Genomic DNA, 15,911 nt, shown 5'->3' on the forward strand with positions numbered 1-15,911 from the left:
TTGGTCGCATATCGGCCTCGTGACGCTCAATCCAGAGCGAGACGCTGTCGTCAATGCGACACTTCATGCTGAAGACATACACACGTTAGTTGCATGAATCAGGCGACAACTATCTTGACTTGCTCCGAACTCAATACTGGCTCGAAGTTCTTCAATGGTCTTCGTGATCTTGAAATGGAGGTCAAGATTGGCAAGTTCTTGGAGCGCTATGCCGATTTCAGCTTCTACATCGACTACGACCGCCGCAAGCAGGATCGCTCCGACAATACCGAGACTAAGTTGCCGCCGGCGGTATTGTTCTTCCGAGAACGAGACAAAGACGGCGACCCCATTCCGATTAAGGCATCTCGAGGCGAAGAGAGCATTTTTATTTGGTGCTTCTTCTTGGCCATCGTTCAACTAGTGTTGGACCAAGCTGAGGCATACAAGTGGGTGCGCTACATCTACATTGATGATCCGATGTCTTCACTAGACGAGGGCAACATCGTGATGGTTGCACATCATCTTGCGCAGATGCTGAAGGATCCACCGCGAGATTTGCGAGTAGTTGTTTCGACCCACCATGTGCTGTTCTTCAACGTGCTGTGCAATGAAATCAGCAAATCGAGAAAATATTTTTTGACGCGAGAGCGGCGCGGGCGCGGTTTTACTGTTCAGGAAACCGATAGCACTCCATTTCTCTATCACCTGTCGTCGCTGCTTGAATTGCATCAGGCCATGCAGTCTGGTGCGCTGTACACGCATCACTTCAACATGTTGCGCCGGGTGATGGAGCAGACAGCCTGCTTCTTCGGCTATGCCAAGTGGGAGGAATGCATTAAGCCTGCTCCAGAAGCGGAGGACCCCAACCAAACCGGCTATAAGCGGGTGATCGACCTGATGAGCCACGGCGACTATTCGCTATATGAGCCGCGGGAAATGCTGCCGGAGAACAAGGAGCATCTCGGCAGGGCGCTGCGGCAATTCGTCAGAACCCACCCCTTCAGCCCGGCACTCTTCGGAGGGGCAACATGAGCGAATTGATTCTCTACACCACCGAAGACGGGCGCAGCCAGATCAAGCTGCGGGCCGAGCAGCAGACGGTCTGGCTGACGCAATTGGAGATGGCCGAGCTATTCGACGCCACCAAGCAGAACATCTCGCTGCACCTGCGGAACATCTTTCAGGACGGGGAGCTCGACCCGGCAGCAACTGTCAAGGAATCCTTGACAGTTCAAACCGAGGGGGCTCGGGAGGTGCGGCGCACCGTCGCGCTCTACAACCTCGACGCCATCCTGGCCGTGGGCTACCGGGTGCGCTCGCCGCGTGGGGTGCAGTTCCGCCGCTGGGCCAGTACGGTGCTCAAGGAGTACCTGCTCAAGGGCTTCGTCATGGACGACGAACGCCTGAAGAACCCGGATGGCCGCCCGGATTACTTCGACGAGATGCTGGCGCGCATCCGCGATATCCGCGCCTCGGAGAAGCGCTTCTACCAGAAGGTGCGTGACCTGTTCGCTTTGAGCGTCGATTACGATAAGACCGACCAGGCGACGCAGACCTTTTTCGCCACGGTGCAGAACCTGTTGCTTTACGCTGTGACCGAGCAAACGGCCGCGGAGCTGATCATGGCCCGCGCCAACCCGGATGACCGCCACTTCGGCCTGCTGCATTGGCAGGGCACCAAGGTGCGCAAGCAGGACATCCTGATCGCCAAGAATTACCTCACCGAAGACGAGATCGACACCCTGAACCGCCTGGTGGTGATCTTTCTCGAAACCGCCGAGCTGCGCACCAAGCGCCGCGAGGAAATCCACATGAGTTTCTGGCGCCAGAATGTGGACCAGATCATCGGCAGCAACGGCTTTCCGGTGCTCACCCATGCGGGCAAGATCAGCCATGCGCAGATGGAACGCAGCACGAGCGCGCTGTATCTGGATTTTGACCAGCGCCGCAAAAAGGAAGAGGCCCGCGAGGCCGACGCGCAGGATGACGCCGAATTGAAAGCCCTGGAAGACACACTCAAGAAACGCCCCGGAAAGCCCCATTCGCATGACTGAAAACGATCAAAAACAACTCGGCAAGACGCTCTGGAACATCGCGGACCAATTGCGCGGGTCGATGAATGCCGACGACTTCCGCGATTACATGCTGTCCTTCCTGTTTCTGCGCTACCTCTCGGACAACTATGAGCAGGCGGCGAAGAGGGAGCTGGGGGCGGACTACCCCGACGCCAATGCGATCGGCAATGGTGGAAAGACGCCTCTATCGGTTTGGTATGCCGACAATGCCGCCGATGTTGTCGATTTCGAGAAGCAGATGCGCCGCAAGGTGCACTACGTGATCGAGCCGCCCTACCTGTGGGGCAGCATCGCCCACCTCGCAAAAACGCAAAGCGACAAGTTGCTCGGCACGCTGCAGCAGGGCTTCAGGTACATCGAGGAAGAATCCTTCCAGAGCAATTTCCAAGGCTTGTTTTCGGAAATCAACCTTGCCTCGGACAAACTCGGGCGCAAGTACGAGGATCGCAATGCCAAGCTGTGCTCGATCATTTCGGAGCTGGCGCGCGGCATGGCGTTGTTCTCGACCGACACCGATACGCTGGGCGATGCCTACGAGTACCTGATCGGGCAGTTCGCGGCGGGTTCGGGCAAGAAGGCGGGCGAGTTCTACACGCCGCAGCGGATTTCCGACATCCTGTCCGCCATCGTCACGCTCGACGGTCATGCGCCGGAGGAAGGGCCACGCAAGAAGCTGGAAAGCGTGTTCGACTTCGCCTGTGGCTCGGGCTCCTTGCTGCTGAATATCAGGCATCGCATGAAGGAGGCGGGCGGCAGCATCGGCAAGATCTACGGGCAGGAATACAACGTCACCACCTACAACCTGGCGCGCATGAACATGCTGCTGCATGGGGTGAAGGACACCGAGTTCGAGATCTACCACGGCGATACGCTCGCCAACAGCTGGGACTTCCTGCGCGAGACCAACCCGGCGAAGAAGCCACAGTTCGATGCGGTGGTGGCCAATCCGCCGTTCAGCTATCGCTGGGACCTGGGCGACACCATGAGCGAAGACATGCGCTTCAAGAATCATGGCGTGGCCCCGAAGAGCGCGGCGGACTTCGCCTTCCTGCTGCACGGGCTGCACTACCTCAAAGACGACGGCGTGATGGCCATCATCCTGCCGCATGGGGTACTGTTCCGCGGCGGCGCAGAGGCGCGTATCCGTCAAAAGCTTCTGAAGGACGGCCATATCGATACGGTGATCGGACTGCCGGCGAACCTGTTTTACTCGACGGGCATCCCGGTCTGCATCCTCGTGCTGAAGAAGTGCAAGAAGCCGAATGACGTGCTCTTCATCAATGCGGCGGAGCTCTTCGAAAAAGGCAAACGCCAGAACCAGCTCACGGAAACACACATCGGCAAGATCATCGACACCTACCAATTCCGCAAAGAAGAAGCCCGCTACGCGCGGCGCGTGAGCATGGAGGAAATCGAGAAAAACGATTTCAACCTGAACATCTCGCGGTATGTGAGCACGGCGGTCGCGGAGGAGGAGATTGACTTGGCGGACGTCCACCGGCAACTGGTGGATATCGAGAAAGACATCGTTAAGGCAAAAGACAAGCACAACGCGTTCTTGCGGGAACTTGGCCTGCCGCCATTGCCTTGACCCATTCGGGACCGACCCCATGAGCGACATCAAACTCTTCCGGTACGCCAACGAGGGCGCGACCGAACTGGCCGGCAAGTCCGTCGCCATTGAGAAGACGCTGAAAAAGCTGACGGCAAGAATCAACGGGGCCATGTCAAAGACGTCGAGACAGGCCGCACCACTATTGAAGCCTCACCTCATCTCTCGAGGCATCCGACACCGGAGGCGCTACTGCGAATCCACTTGCCCGTCGCGATAGCGGGCGAGCCGATCGCCCCGGAAGGCCAGCTTGAACAGGATCGGGGTCAGGAAGGTGGTGAGGATCCCCATCAGCACCAGGGTGGAGAACATGGTCGTGCCGATGAAGCCTTTCTGGAAGGCGATGCCGGCGACGACCAGTTCCATCACGCCGCGGCCGTTGAGCACGCAGCCCAGGCCGATGGCTTCGCGGTTGGCCATGCCGACAATGCGCCCGCCCAGCCAGCCGGCGAACAGCTTGGTGAGGATGGAGGCGAGGATGACGACGGCGGGGAAGCCGAACTCGCTGAAGGCCTCCGGGTGGAATTCCAGGCCGAGGTAGGCGAAGAAGATCGGCGCCAGGAAGCCGCTGGTGATGGAGGCCAGGGTGGCGCGCAGGTCTTCGTAGCGCGAGGCGAGGAAGTGGCGCTTGTCGAGAAACAGGGCGCCGAAGAAGGCGCCGATCACGAAGTGGAAGCCGAGCGCCTCGCTGATGGTGCCGAAGATCAGCACGAAGATGATCACGATGCCGAACAGCGCCTCGGGCCCGAAGATGCGGATCAGGGTTTCGGGCACGGCGTGGACGCTGACGTTGCGCGTTTCGAGCCAGGTGAGCAGCGCGTTCATGGCCAGCACTACGAGGGCCAGCGCGCCGAGCTTGAGCGTTGCCAGGCCGACCGCGCCGGCGGCATCGGCGAGGTTCAGGTTCTGCGGCATGTTGAGCACGATGCCGAGGATGAACAGCGCGGCCACGTCGTTGGCCACGGCGGTGGCCAGGGCGTATTTGGCCACCCGGGTATGCAGGATGCCCAGGCCCTCGAGCAGCTTGACCGCCACCGGCAGCGCGGTGATGGAGATGCATAGCCCGAGGAAGATCATGCGCATCATGTCCTGTTCGTAGGCGGCGGCCACGGCGGCCCCGCCGATGAAGGGGATCAGGAAGCTGAGCACGGCCAGCAGCAGCCCCCGCCCGCGCATGGCGTCGAGGATGTCGGCAAAGCGGATCTCCAGCCCGGCATTGAGGATGATCAGGAAGATCGCCAGCTCGGTGACGCCCGACAGCGCGGCATTGGGGGCGATGAGATCGAGCAGGGCCGGCCCGAGCAGGATGCCGGCGAGGATCTCGCCGATCATCTCGGGTTGCTTGTAGCGGGCGAACAGGCGCCCGAGCAGCCGCGCCGCGACGATGAGGACGAGAAGGCTGGAAAGCAGCGACACGATGGGCACCTGCCGACACAGGGGGCGATGAGCTTATCACGGCCGCCGGGCGCCGATGGGGCGGCAAAGATGTAACGTTTTCAGGCCGTGAACCGGTGCGGGAGAAGGCGCTCAGGACGTGGCCGCTGGCGTATGCCGGAAGGTAAATCGGCCGATCTCGTGCGCTTGCTGCGCATCGACCGACAGCACGCGCACGTGCATCTCGTGGGCCGGCCGGCCGCGTAGTTCGGCGATGCGGGCCATGAGTACGATCTCGCCGCGGCTGGCATCGAACGGGATGTCGCGCAGCCAGTGGGTGTCGCCGCCCAGCGAGAGATCGCTGGCCACATCGAGCCGCTGCACGCCGTCGAGCGGCAGCTGGAGGCGCCCGACCACCACGTCGTCGTCGGCACCCACCGAGCAGTTGACGCTCCCGTTGCGCTGAACCCGGTATTCGCGCACCCGTAGCCCCTGTTCGACCAGCCGTTCGACAAAGTCGGGGCTGACGACGGCGCTCAGTTGCCCGGCGGCGAACGCGTCGCGCAGGGCGCGGGCCATGCCTGCGAGGCGGTCGATCTGTGCGCCGCAGGCGTCGCAGGCGAACAGATGCGCATCGATCCGCTCGGTGGTGGCGTCGTCGGTGTCGCCGAACCAGTAGTCCAGCAGATCGGTGAAGGCGGGGTGGTTGCGGGAAGTGGGAGTGCTCATGATCGCCGGCCTCCGGATTCGAGACAGGTACGCAGCTTGGCGATGCCCCGGTGGCGGATGACGCGCACGTTACCTGGGCGCAGGCCGAGCATGTCCGCCACGTCGTCCGCAGAGCGGTCCTCGTAGAAGCTCATCACCAGCACGGAGCGCTCACGCTCGGGCAGGCGCTGCAGGCAGTCGGCCATGCGGTCGTGGTCGAGTCGCGGCGGCTCGGCAATGTCGGCGATCGACAGGCTGTCGCCGTAGCGCCCCAGCAAGGCGTCGCGACGCTGCCCGCTGCGGCGCATCTCCAGCACCGTCATGCGGCACGCGCCGAGCACGAAGGAGACGACGCGCGCCGGTTCGCGCAATGCGCCGCTGCGCAGTTGTTCGATGGTCAGGGTAAGCACATGCTGCATGAGGTCGGCCGCGGCATGTTCGTCGCGCAGGTGGCGCAGCCCGTAGCGGCGCGCACGCGGGGCCAGCAGGCGATACAGCTGACCCTCGGCCTCCGTCGCCTCGCCGGCCGGCGCATCGGCGATGCAGCGGGCCAGCCGGGCTTCGGGGCCGTCGAGATCGAGATCTGCCATGTCCATGACGCGGAGGCGCTATGCATCGCCTGCAAAAAAGACTGTAACGATCTGCCCGGAGGCAACACATCCTGCCGTTTTTCCCCACAGGAGCGTACATCATGGTAACCAATCCCCAATCCGGCACCAACGTCGTCGAGATCGCCGACGGCATCTACCGCATCAACACGCCGATCCACCTGCCGGACGGCGCCCGGTTCAGTTTCAACCAGTACTTGATCGTGGACGACGCACCGCTGCTCTTCCACACCGGGCCACGCAAGTTGTTCCCGCTGGTCAGCGAGGCCATCGGCCATGTGATGCCGCTCGAAGGGCTCCGCTATGTCGGGCTGTCGCATGTGGAGTCCGACGAATGCGGGGGCATGAACGCGTTTCTCGCGGCGGCCCCGCAGGCGGTGCCGCTGTGCAGCCAGATCGCGGCCATGGTGTCGATGAACGATCTGGCCGATCGCGCACCGCAGGCGATGGTAGACGGCGAGCTGCTGTCGCTGGGGCGCCGCGCGATCCGCTGGTTCGACACGCCGCACATGCCGCATGGCTGGGATTGCGGGCTGATGATGGAGGAGACCTCGCGCACCTTCTTTTGCGGCGACCTGTTCACCCAGCCCGGCGGCGGCGAGGTGGCGCTGACCGAGGCCGACATCCTGGCCCCGAGCGAAGCCTTTCGACAGCCGCTGGACTACTTCGCCCACGCGCCCGGCACCGCTGCCATGTTGCACCGGCTGGCCGACGAGGCACCCGGGACGCTGGCCTGCATGCACGGCAGTGCTTGGCAGGGCGACGGCGGGGCGCTCCTGCGCGCGCTGGCGGCGGCTGTGGCGCCCGTGGCGTAGCAGGCCCTAGGAAAAGGCGGGCGATGTGGGGGCGGGGGCGGGTGCTCCTGCGTCGTCCGGGTGTTCGGCCCAGCGCGCCTTGATCTCCAGGATCGCCGGCAGGTGGGCGATGAAGTGGTCGATCAGCGCGGGGTCGAAGTGTTTGCCGGCGCCGTTTCGCAGCGCGTCGAGCGCCTTGTCGACCGGCCACGCGGCCTTGTAGGGGCGCTCGCTGGTGAGGGCGTCGAACACGTCGGCGATGGCCACGATGCGGCCCTCGATGGGAATCGCATCGCCGACGAGGCCGGCGGGGTAGCCGCTGCCGTCCCACTTTTCGTGATGGGTGAGGGCGATGCGCCGTGCCATGGCGAGCAAGCCCGAGTTGTGATCGCCGATGATCTGAGCGCCGATCTCGCAGTGGCTGCGCATGACGCGCCATTCGTCGTCGTCGAGGGGCCCCTCCTTGCGCAGGATGGCGTCGGGGATGCCGATCTTGCCCACGTCGTGCATCGGGGCGGCATTGAGAATGTCGTCGGCGTCGCGTTCGGACAGGCCGGCGGCGAGCGCCAGGATGCGTGCGTAGTGGCTCATGCGGATCACATGCAGGCCGGTTTCGTTGTCTTTGAACTCGGCGGCGCGGCCGAGCCGTTGGACGATCTGCAGGCGGGTGTCGGCCAACTCGTCCACCCGCACCAGCGACAGATGGGTGCGCACGCGGGCGCGCACGATCGGTGCGCTGACCGGTTTGGTGATGTAGTCCACCGCGCCGGCATCGAAGCCTTCGGTTTCGTTCTCGATGTCGGCCAGGGCGGTGACGAAGATCACCGGGATGCCGGCCGTGGCGGGCGCGGCCTTGAGCTGGCGGCAGGTCTCGATGCCGTCGATGCCGGGCATCATGACGTCGAGCAGGATCAGGTCGGGGCGCTCTCCGGCGGCCAGTTCGAGCGCGCGATGGCCGTCCTTGGCATAGAGCAGGCGGTAGTCCTGCTGCAGGATGTGGCGCAGCACCTGGAGATTGGTCGGCTCGTCGTCGACGAGCAGCAGCCGGGGGCTGCGATCGATCGGTGGGGTCATGGCGATGGGCTCTCGGTCGCGGTTGGGTCGTAGAGCGCAGCGAGCGCGCTTTGGGCTGCCGGGAATTCGAATTCGTCGATGGCCTTTTCGATGCGGCTGGCCACGGTGCCGCGCCCGGCGGCCTTGAGGCTGTCGAGCAGGCGGCCCAGCACGGCGTCGTCGAATTCGCCGTGGGTCAGGGTGTCGTGCAAGGCGCGCGCCAGTGCCGGGATGTCTTCGCCGCCCGCCGCCGGGGTGGTGGCCGCGGCGGCGTCCGGCCGGTGGCCGTGTTGCGCCAGTTCGGCGGCGACCGCGTCGAGGGCGTCTTTCAGCGCGTTGCACAGCGTGGGCAGCGCGTCGACGCGGCCGGCGGCGGCCTCGCTTTCGATCCGCATGGCGAGGGTGCTGACCGCCGGAAGGCACAGGTTGGCGGCGGCGCCGCGCAGGCGGTGAACGTGCTGGCACAGGGCCTCGTGCTCGCCGGCGGTGGCGAGGCCGGCGAGCAGTTCGGCGCTGCCGGCAAAGCTGTCGAGGAAACGCCGGACCGCGCGGCACAGGGCGTCGGCGTCGCCCCACAGGGCGATGCCGCGCTGCCAGTCGGCTACCGTGCTGCCGTCCGTCTCGACGGAGGCCGGCAGGTGCCGGCGGGTGTCGGTCAGCGCTTGACCGGTGACGCGGGCGATTTCCATCATCAGCCGCGACATGTCGAGCGGTTTGGAGGCGAAGCCGTCCATGCCGGCTTCGCGGGCGGCGACACGGTCCTGGTTGAGCACGCTGGCGGTGAGGGCGACGATCGGCGTGGCCGCCAGGGCGTGCAGGCGTTCGTGGGCGCGAATGCGGCGTGTCGCTTCGAGGCCGTCGGTGTGGGGCATCTGTACGTCCATCAGCACCACGTCGAAGCGCCCGGCAAGGAAGGCGGCAAAGGCTTCGTCGCCGTTGGCCGCGGTGACCAGACGGTGGCCGGCGCGGCCGAGCACGAGCGTCATCAGTTCGAGGTTCTGCGGTACGTCGTCGGCCACCAGCATCGTCATCGACGGCAGGCGCACGATGGGCGCCTCCTGCTCCGCCGCGACGGCATCGCCGGCCGGCAGCGGCAGGTGCAGCATGAAGCGGCTGCCGACGCCGACCTCGCTGTCCACCTCGAGGCGCCCGTGCATCAGTTCGGCCAACTGGCGCGCGATGGTGGTGCCCAGGCCGGTGCCGCCGAAGCGCCGGCTGGTCGAAGCGTCCGCTTGTGCGAAGGGTTCGAAGATGCGCGCGATGCGGTCGGGCGCAATGCCGATGCCGGTGTCCACCACGTCGATGCGCAGCGCGCCGGGGGTGCCGCCGACCTCGATGCGCACGCCGCCGCGCTCGGTGAACTTGATGGCGTTGCCGACCAGGTTGGTGAGCACCTGCAGGATGCGCAGCGGGTCTCCCTTGAAGTAGTCGCCCAGCGTCGGCGGATAGCTCACGTCGAGCGCCAGGCCCTTGCTCTCGGCGGTGAGGCGCAGCGAGGCGGCCACCTGGTGCACCAGCTCGCGCAGGGAGAAATCCACGGTTTCGATGTCGACCGCGCCGCGTTCGAGTTTGGCGGTGTCGAGGATGTCGTTGAGCAGGCCCAACAGCGAGCGCGCGGAGCGCCGCACGGTTTCCAGGTGACGTTGCTGGAAGGCGTCGAGCCGGGTGTCGAGCAGCAGTTCGGTGAAGCCGATGATGGCGTTCATCGGGGTGCGGATCTCGTGGCTCATGTTGGCCAGGAAGGCGGTCTTGCTGGCCGCGGCGAGTTCGGCGCGATCGCGCGATTCGCGCAGCTCCTGCTCCATGCGGTGGCGCTCGCTGAGGTCGAACACCACGCCGTCGACCCAGGCCGGCTCGCCGGCCGCGTCGAAGATGACCGAGCCGCTCTCCCACATCCACAGGACGCGCCCGTCGCGGTGGTTGAGGCGGTATTCGATGGCGTAGTCGCCGCCGCCATGAGTGGCCGCGTCGATCGCCGCGCGCAAGGTCGGGCGGTCGTCGGGGTGGACCAGTTCGCAGAAGCGGCGGCCGCGTTCGACGAATTCGGCGGCGTCCCAGCCGGTCAGGCCGAGGACCGCGTCGCTCATGAACAGCATGGCGCGGCCCTCGTCCAGCAGGCGGCGGAAGGACAGGCCGGGGATGTTGCGCAACAGCGTGCGGTGCTGCTCCTCGCTGTCGCGCAGCGCCTGTTCCATGGCCTTGCGCTGGCTGATGTCGGTGACGAAGGCGACGAACAGCGGTTCGCCCGGCACCGCGGCCTGGCCGATGGCCAGCCGGATCGGCACCAGCGAGCCGTCGCGGCGCTGGGCCATGACTTCGCGGCCGACGCCGATGATGCGGGCGTCGCCGGTCGTGAGGTAGTGGGCAAGGTAGCGGTCGTGGTGGCTGCGATGGGGCTCGGGCATCAGCATGCTGATGTTGCGATCGACGACCTCCGCCGATGTCCAGCCGAAGAGCGCTTCCGCGGCCTGGTTGAAGTCGTGGATGAGACCGTTGCCGTCGATGGTGATCATGCCGTCCACCGCGGTGTCGAAAATGGCCTTGAGACGCGCCTCCTTGGACTCGATCTGGTGGTACAGCTGCTGGTAGCGCAGCATGCCGTTGACCACCGCGACGAGCACCGTCAGGCCGATGGTGGTGAGCGCCACCGCGCCGGCCACGAAGTCGGTGTCGGCATTGGCGGTGTCCGCCGCGGTGCCGACGAAGCGCGCGGCCGCCATACCGGTGTAGTGCATGCCGGCGACGGCCAGGCCGAGCACGGTGCCGCCGGTGACGATGCTGACCCATGCCGACAGACGGCGCTGCAGGCGACGCAGTCGGAAGCGTAGCCACAGCGCGAGAACCGCCAGCGTGACGGCGACGACGATCGAGCCGGCGAACCACAGCGGGTCGTAGCGCAGGGCCGGCGCCATCACCATCGCCGCCATGCCGCTGTAGTGCATGGTGCCGATGCCGGCGCCGATCAGCACGCCGCCTTCGATGAGCTGGGGCCCGCTCAGGTGGCGGCGCGACAAGAGAGAGAGCGCCACCAGCGAGGCGCCCAGCCCGGGCAACATCGACAGCAGGGTGATCGGCCGCGAATAGCTCACCGGCGTGCACAGCTCGAAGGCCAGCATGCCGATGAAATGCATGGACCAGATGCCGCCGCCCAGCGCCACCGCGCCGGTGACGATCAGGGTGGCGCGCTGTTTTCGACTCGTGGCGTGGCGGGCCAGGCCGGCCGCATGCAAGGCGCTGATGGCGGCGAGAACGGCGACCACCACCGAGAGTGCCACCAACCCCGGGCTGTAGCTGCCGTAGAGGAACAACGCGGGATCCGCGTCGAGGGCGAAGAACTGCCGGAGATCGAGCATAGGTGGACGACTGCTTCTCTGTTAGGGGGCATTGGCCGTCGTCGCGCCGGGTGCGGAAGTCCGCCCCGGGCAGTCACGCGGCGCCGGCTCTCATGAACCGTTCTCCTCTCCTACTACGGACGCGATCGGCCAAGCTGAAGGCGAAACGACAGTTTTTGACAAACCGGGCTGCGGTGCCGGTTGCCCGTGCCGCGTGTTCCGTCGGCAATGCCAGCGCCATTCAAGGCCGTGTCGCCGGGCGGCCGGCTTCGTTGACCCGTCAAGAGGCCGGGTCTAGCTTGAAAGAACCCTCTCCGAAGGCCCGGCAACAAGACAGGGAGACACGGCAATGAACGACAAACAGCTCGAGCGGGGGATCCACGCGCTGTATGCGCAGGATCCGCAACAGGCGGACTGGCTGGTCTGGGGGCGCAAGGTGGATCCGACCAGCCGGCGAGGTTTTCTCAAGAAGACGGGTTTGCTGGCGATGAGCGCTGCGGTAGGCGCCCACATTCCGTTCTGGGAAAAGATGCCCGGCGGGCTGATTCCGGCGGCGCTGGCGGCATCGCCCGAGCCTTTCGTGATTCCCGGGCGGGAGGGGCTGCGCGTGCTCAACGACCGGCCCATCAATGCCGAGACACCGGCCCACCTGTTGGACGACGAGGTGACGCCGGCCAGCCGCATGTTCGTGCGCAACAACGGCATTCCGCCGGTGGAGGCCTCGGTCGACCCGGCGACCTGGACGCTCGAGGTGGCGGGCGAGTCATGCCAGACCCCGATGAACTTCACCATCGCCGAACTCAAGGCGCGCTTCGCGCACCGCACCTATCAGCTGCAGATCGAGTGCGGCGGCAACGGCCGCGCGGAGTTCAACCCGCCGGCCACCGGCAACCAGTGGTCGACCGGTGCCGTGGCCTGCCCGACCTTTACCGGCGTGCGCCTGCGCGATGTGCTCGAAGCCTGTGGCATCAAGGAAGATGCGGTGTATGTCGGCTACTACGGCGCCGACACGCACCTGAGCGGCGACCCGACCAAGGTGGTGATCTCGCGCGGCGTGCCGATGGCCAAGGCGCTGCGCGACGAGACGCTGATTGCCTGGGCCATGAACGGCGAGGACATCCCCGCGCTCAACGGCCACCCCCTGCGCCTGGTGGCCGGTGGCTGGCCGGGGTCGGTGTCGGGCAAGTGGCTGAAGAAGATCGTCATCCGCAACCAGGAGCATGACGGCGCGAAGATGACCGGGCATTCCTACCGCGTGCCGTGCACGCCGGTCGCACCGGGCACCGAGGTGCCCAAGGAGAACATGTGCATCATCGAGTCGATGCCGGTCAAATCGCTGGTCACCTTCCCGAAGTCGGGGATCACCCATCCCCAGGGCGAGGTGCTCGCCGTGCGCGGGCATGCCTGGGCGGGCGATCTGGAAGTGGCGGAGGTGTTCGTGTCGATCGATTTCGGCGCGACCTGGCAAAAGGCCACGCTGAGACGGCCGGTCAACCCGATCGCCTGGCAGCACTGGCAGGCCGAGCTGCGCCTCCCCGAGAAAGGCTATTTCGAGGTCTGGGCGCGGGCCGTCGATAGCCAGGGACGCTCCCAGCCCATGGTGTTGCCAGGCTGGAACCCGCGCGGCTATCTCAACAACGCATGTCATCGCATCGCGGTGAAGGCGGTATGAGCCATGAACGCGACCGTGAGACGCGCGGCCTTCGTCGCGCTGGGGTGCCTCAGTCTGGCGGCGGGCGCCAGGGAGATCGACCCTGAGTCGGGCTTTGTCATCGACAAGAACTGGGAGGAGGTGAAGGCCACCTGCACGGCCTGCCATTCATCCAAACTGGTGATCGCGCAGCGCGGCTCGCGCGCCACCTGGAAGGGCATCATCCGCTGGATGCAGGCCACCCAGGGCTTGTGGCAGTTCGAGCCCGAGATGGAAGACCGGATCCTGACCTATCTGGCGACCAACTACCCGCCCGGCAAAGACTACCGACGCAAGCCGTTGTCGCCGCTGCTGATGCCGCCGCAGTAGGCCGTCGGTCACGCCCCCGAACCCGGATCCCGACGCCCCGGGTCAAAAAAATCCGGCCACTTGCCGACAAGCGGTAGGGAGAGTCGAGCGCATAGCCGTGGCCGTTCGCCGGTAGATGTTGCAGAGCCGCATGGCGGGGGCGTTTTCGGTGGTCGCGCCGTGCTCGGGCGCCTCTGACTTTCGTCTGATTCCGGATTTGATCGCAGTCAAAGTCGTGTTTTGGCATGCGCCGGGGGCGGTCAGAAAATGCTTCAGGAATGGCTCGTGGCGTCGACAACGCACTCATGCCCTCACTTTCCTGGAGCAGGAAATGCGTCTCCTCTTCACACCGGCCATCGGCGTTCTCAACCGCCTGCGGTACACCACCAAGTTTTTCCTGGTCGGCGCGGTCACCGCGCTGGTCGCGTGCAGCTTGCTCTTCGCTCTGTATGTGCAGATCGATGTGCGGGCGGAAATGGCCGAGCGCGAAGTGCACGGCCTGGCCGTGTTCGAGGATGCGCTCAAGGCGCTGGCGCTGATGCAGCGCCATCGCGGCGCGTCGGCCGCGGTGCTGGGCGGCGATGCCAGCATCGCGCCGACGCGTGAGCGGCTCGCCGGCGAGCTCGATCAGGCGATGGGGGCGGTGGATTCGGCCATTGCCGGGCCGGGGCGGGCGTTTGCGCTCGACAGCGCCTGGGCGTCGATCAAGTCGCACTGGCCGGCGCTGCGCGGCGGCACGCCGAACGACATTGTCGCCAACGTGAAGCAGCATACGCAGATGATCGAGGAGACGATGCGGATGCTGGGAGACATCGGCGCCGCGGCGGGGCTTGCCATGGACCCGGCGGTCGATACCTCGAACATGCTCGCCGCACTGCTCGGCCCGCTGCCCGAGATGACCGAGCGCCTGGGCCGCATGCGTGCGCTTGGTGCGAGCGTGCTGGCCAAGGGCGCCTTGAGTGCCGACGACGAAAAGCGGCTGTATGACCTGCAAGGCCAGATCAAGCTGGTGTCGGCGAATCTGCATGACAAGCTGCGCCGTGCCGGCGCTGCCAATGCCGCGCTGACGCAGCGCTTCGCCCAGGCGTCCGACGATATCGCCGGGCGCATGGCGGTGGTGGACAAGGCGGTGCAGGCCCAGTTGATCGAGCAGGCCTTCGCGATGAAGCCGGGCGAGTTCTTCTCGCTGGCCACGGCGGCGATCGATCGCGTCTACGAGGTCAATGCGCAGGCCATTTTGCCGGCCACCCGCGATGCCCTGCGCAGCCGCGCCGACGCAGACCGGCGCTTTTTGACGATCCAGATGATGGTGGCCGTGGCGGCGATCCTGTTCGTGGGCTATGTGCTCGGTGCCATGTACCTGGCCATCGTCGGTTCGGTGCGCGAACTGAACGTCGGCGCCGGGCAGCTGGCGGGCGGTGACTACACCGCGCGGGTGGTCTTCTCGGCCAGGGACGAGCTGTCGGAAGTGGCGCGCCAGTTCAACGGCATGGCCGAGCAACTGGCGGGGATCATCCGCCAGGTGAAGGACACCTCGACTTCGCTGAGCGATGCGGCCAGCGAGATGGCGGCCAACGCCAGCCAGGTGGCCGACGGCTCGGAGCGCCAGTCGGAGGCGGCGTCGAGCATGGCGGCGGCGGTCGAGGAGATGACCGTCAGCATCGACGAGATCAACCGGCATGCGCAGTCGGCCTCGGCGCAGAGTACCGATTCGGGCCGCTTGTCGCGCGAGGGGGCCGAGGTGGTGCATCGCTCGGTCGAGGAGATGGAGCGCATCGCCGCCTCGGTCAACCAGGTGGCCGACGTCATTGGCGCGCTCGGCGAGCGCTCGGGCCGGATATCGACCATCGTCAGCGAAATCCGCGAGATTGCCGACCAGACTAACCTGCTGGCGCTGAACGCTGCCATCGAGGCGGCCCGCGCGGGCGAGCAAGGCCGCGGCTTTGCGGTGGTGGCCGACGAAGTGCGCAAGCTCGCCGAGCGCACGGCCAAGGCGACCGGGGAGATCACCGGCATGGTCGGTGCGATCCAGGAGGGCACGACTCGCGCCGTGGGCACCATGGAGGAGGGGGTCGGCCGCGTGCAGGCGGGCGTGGCACTGACCAAGCAGGCGGGGACCTCGATGGCGCAGATCGATGCCGGGGCGAGCCAGGTGGTGGTTGCGGTCGAGGAGATCTCGGCGGCACTGCGCGAGCAAAGCGCGGCGAGCAACGACATCGCACGGAACGTGGAGGCCATCGCGCAGATGAGCGAGCAGAACAGCGCCGCCGTGCGTGCTGCGGCGCGCACTGCCGAATTGCTCGATGCCATGGCGCGCAGCATGAACACACAGGTGGCGCGCTTCAAGGTCTGACGTGTCCGCTGGGCGCTCGCC

12 protein-coding genes are annotated in these 15,911 nt (G+C 65.8%); 7 read left to right on the forward strand and 5 right to left on the reverse strand.

What is annotated here, in order from left to right; translation table 11 throughout:
• Positions 1-93: 93 nt before the first annotated feature.
• From I8J34_RS08945 to I8J34_RS08955, 3 genes are read left to right on the forward strand one after another with little or no spacing between them, the layout of a single operon-like run.
• A complete protein-coding gene (locus tag I8J34_RS08945) occupies positions 94-1,014 on the forward strand; it encodes an AAA family ATPase (protein WP_214361060.1) in 921 nt (306 codons plus the stop codon).
• Positions 1,011-2,036 carry a virulence RhuM family protein gene (locus tag I8J34_RS08950; protein WP_214361061.1) on the forward strand — a complete coding sequence of 342 codons (1,026 nt, stop codon included), beginning with the start codon at positions 1,011-1,013 and terminating at the stop codon, positions 2,034-2,036. Before I8J34_RS08945 ends, I8J34_RS08950 begins: the two co-directional genes overlap by 4 nt.
• A complete protein-coding gene (locus tag I8J34_RS08955) occupies positions 2,029-3,648 on the forward strand; it encodes a type I restriction-modification system subunit M (protein WP_214361062.1) in 1,620 nt (539 codons plus the stop codon). The genes I8J34_RS08950 and I8J34_RS08955 overlap by 8 nt, the downstream gene beginning before the upstream one ends.
• A 210-nt stretch (positions 3,649-3,858) precedes the next feature.
• On the opposite strand, the gene I8J34_RS08960 is transcribed toward I8J34_RS08955, so the two are convergent.
• From I8J34_RS08960 to I8J34_RS08970, 3 genes are all read right to left on the reverse strand, one after another.
• Positions 3,859-5,085, reverse strand: a complete 1,227-nt coding sequence (locus I8J34_RS08960; RefSeq protein WP_214361063.1) for a cation:proton antiporter — start codon at positions 5,083-5,085, stop codon at positions 3,859-3,861.
• Between the two features lie 111 nt (positions 5,086-5,196).
• Positions 5,197-5,772 carry an anti-sigma factor gene (locus I8J34_RS08965; RefSeq protein WP_214361064.1) on the reverse strand — a complete coding sequence of 192 codons (576 nt, stop codon included), beginning with the start codon at positions 5,770-5,772 and terminating at the stop codon, positions 5,197-5,199.
• Positions 5,769-6,341 (reverse strand): RNA polymerase sigma factor, encoded by a 573-nt coding sequence (locus tag I8J34_RS08970; RefSeq protein ID WP_214361065.1) that lies wholly within the window; start codon positions 6,339-6,341, stop codon positions 5,769-5,771. Before I8J34_RS08970 ends, I8J34_RS08965 begins: the two co-directional genes overlap by 4 nt.
• A 101-nt stretch (positions 6,342-6,442) precedes the next feature.
• Here I8J34_RS08970 and I8J34_RS08975 point away from each other — a divergent pair, with 101 nt between their 5' ends.
• Positions 6,443-7,174: an oxygen-binding di-iron domain-containing protein gene (locus I8J34_RS08975; RefSeq protein ID WP_214361066.1), complete on the forward strand. Its 732-nt coding sequence runs from the start codon at positions 6,443-6,445 to the stop codon at positions 7,172-7,174.
• 6 nt (positions 7,175-7,180) lie between these two features.
• Here the strand turns inward: I8J34_RS08975 and I8J34_RS08980 are convergent, their stop codons facing one another.
• Positions 7,181-8,227: an HD-GYP domain-containing protein gene (locus tag I8J34_RS08980; protein WP_214361067.1), complete on the reverse strand. Its 1,047-nt coding sequence runs from the start codon at positions 8,225-8,227 to the stop codon at positions 7,181-7,183.
• On the reverse strand, positions 8,224-11,559 hold the full coding sequence (locus I8J34_RS08985; RefSeq protein ID WP_214361068.1) for a PAS domain S-box protein: 3,336 nt from the start codon (positions 11,557-11,559) through the stop codon (positions 8,224-8,226). Before I8J34_RS08985 ends, I8J34_RS08980 begins: the two co-directional genes overlap by 4 nt.
• A gap of 328 nt (positions 11,560-11,887) precedes the next feature.
• On the opposite strand from I8J34_RS08985, the gene I8J34_RS08990 reads away from it, so the two are divergent.
• The 3 genes from I8J34_RS08990 to I8J34_RS09000 all read left to right on the forward strand — a co-directional run bounded on the left by I8J34_RS08990 (position 11,888) and on the right by I8J34_RS09000 (position 15,890).
• The gene (locus I8J34_RS08990) at positions 11,888-13,210 is read left to right on the forward strand and encodes a sulfite oxidase (RefSeq protein WP_214361069.1); all 1,323 of its coding nucleotides are present in this window, start codon (positions 11,888-11,890) and stop codon (positions 13,208-13,210) included.
• Positions 13,211-13,213: 3 nt separating this feature from the next.
• A complete protein-coding gene (locus I8J34_RS08995) occupies positions 13,214-13,558 on the forward strand; it encodes a hypothetical protein (RefSeq protein ID WP_214361070.1) in 345 nt (114 codons plus the stop codon).
• A 310-nt stretch (positions 13,559-13,868) separates the two neighbouring features.
• On the forward strand, positions 13,869-15,890 hold the full coding sequence (locus I8J34_RS09000) for a methyl-accepting chemotaxis protein (protein ID WP_214361071.1): 2,022 nt from the start codon (positions 13,869-13,871) through the stop codon (positions 15,888-15,890).
• The last annotated feature ends 21 nt before the right edge of the window (positions 15,891-15,911 follow it).

The organism is Denitromonas iodatirespirans (genome assembly GCF_018524365.1).
GTDB classification, from domain to species: domain Bacteria; phylum Pseudomonadota; class Gammaproteobacteria; order Burkholderiales; family Rhodocyclaceae; genus Nitrogeniibacter; species Nitrogeniibacter iodatirespirans.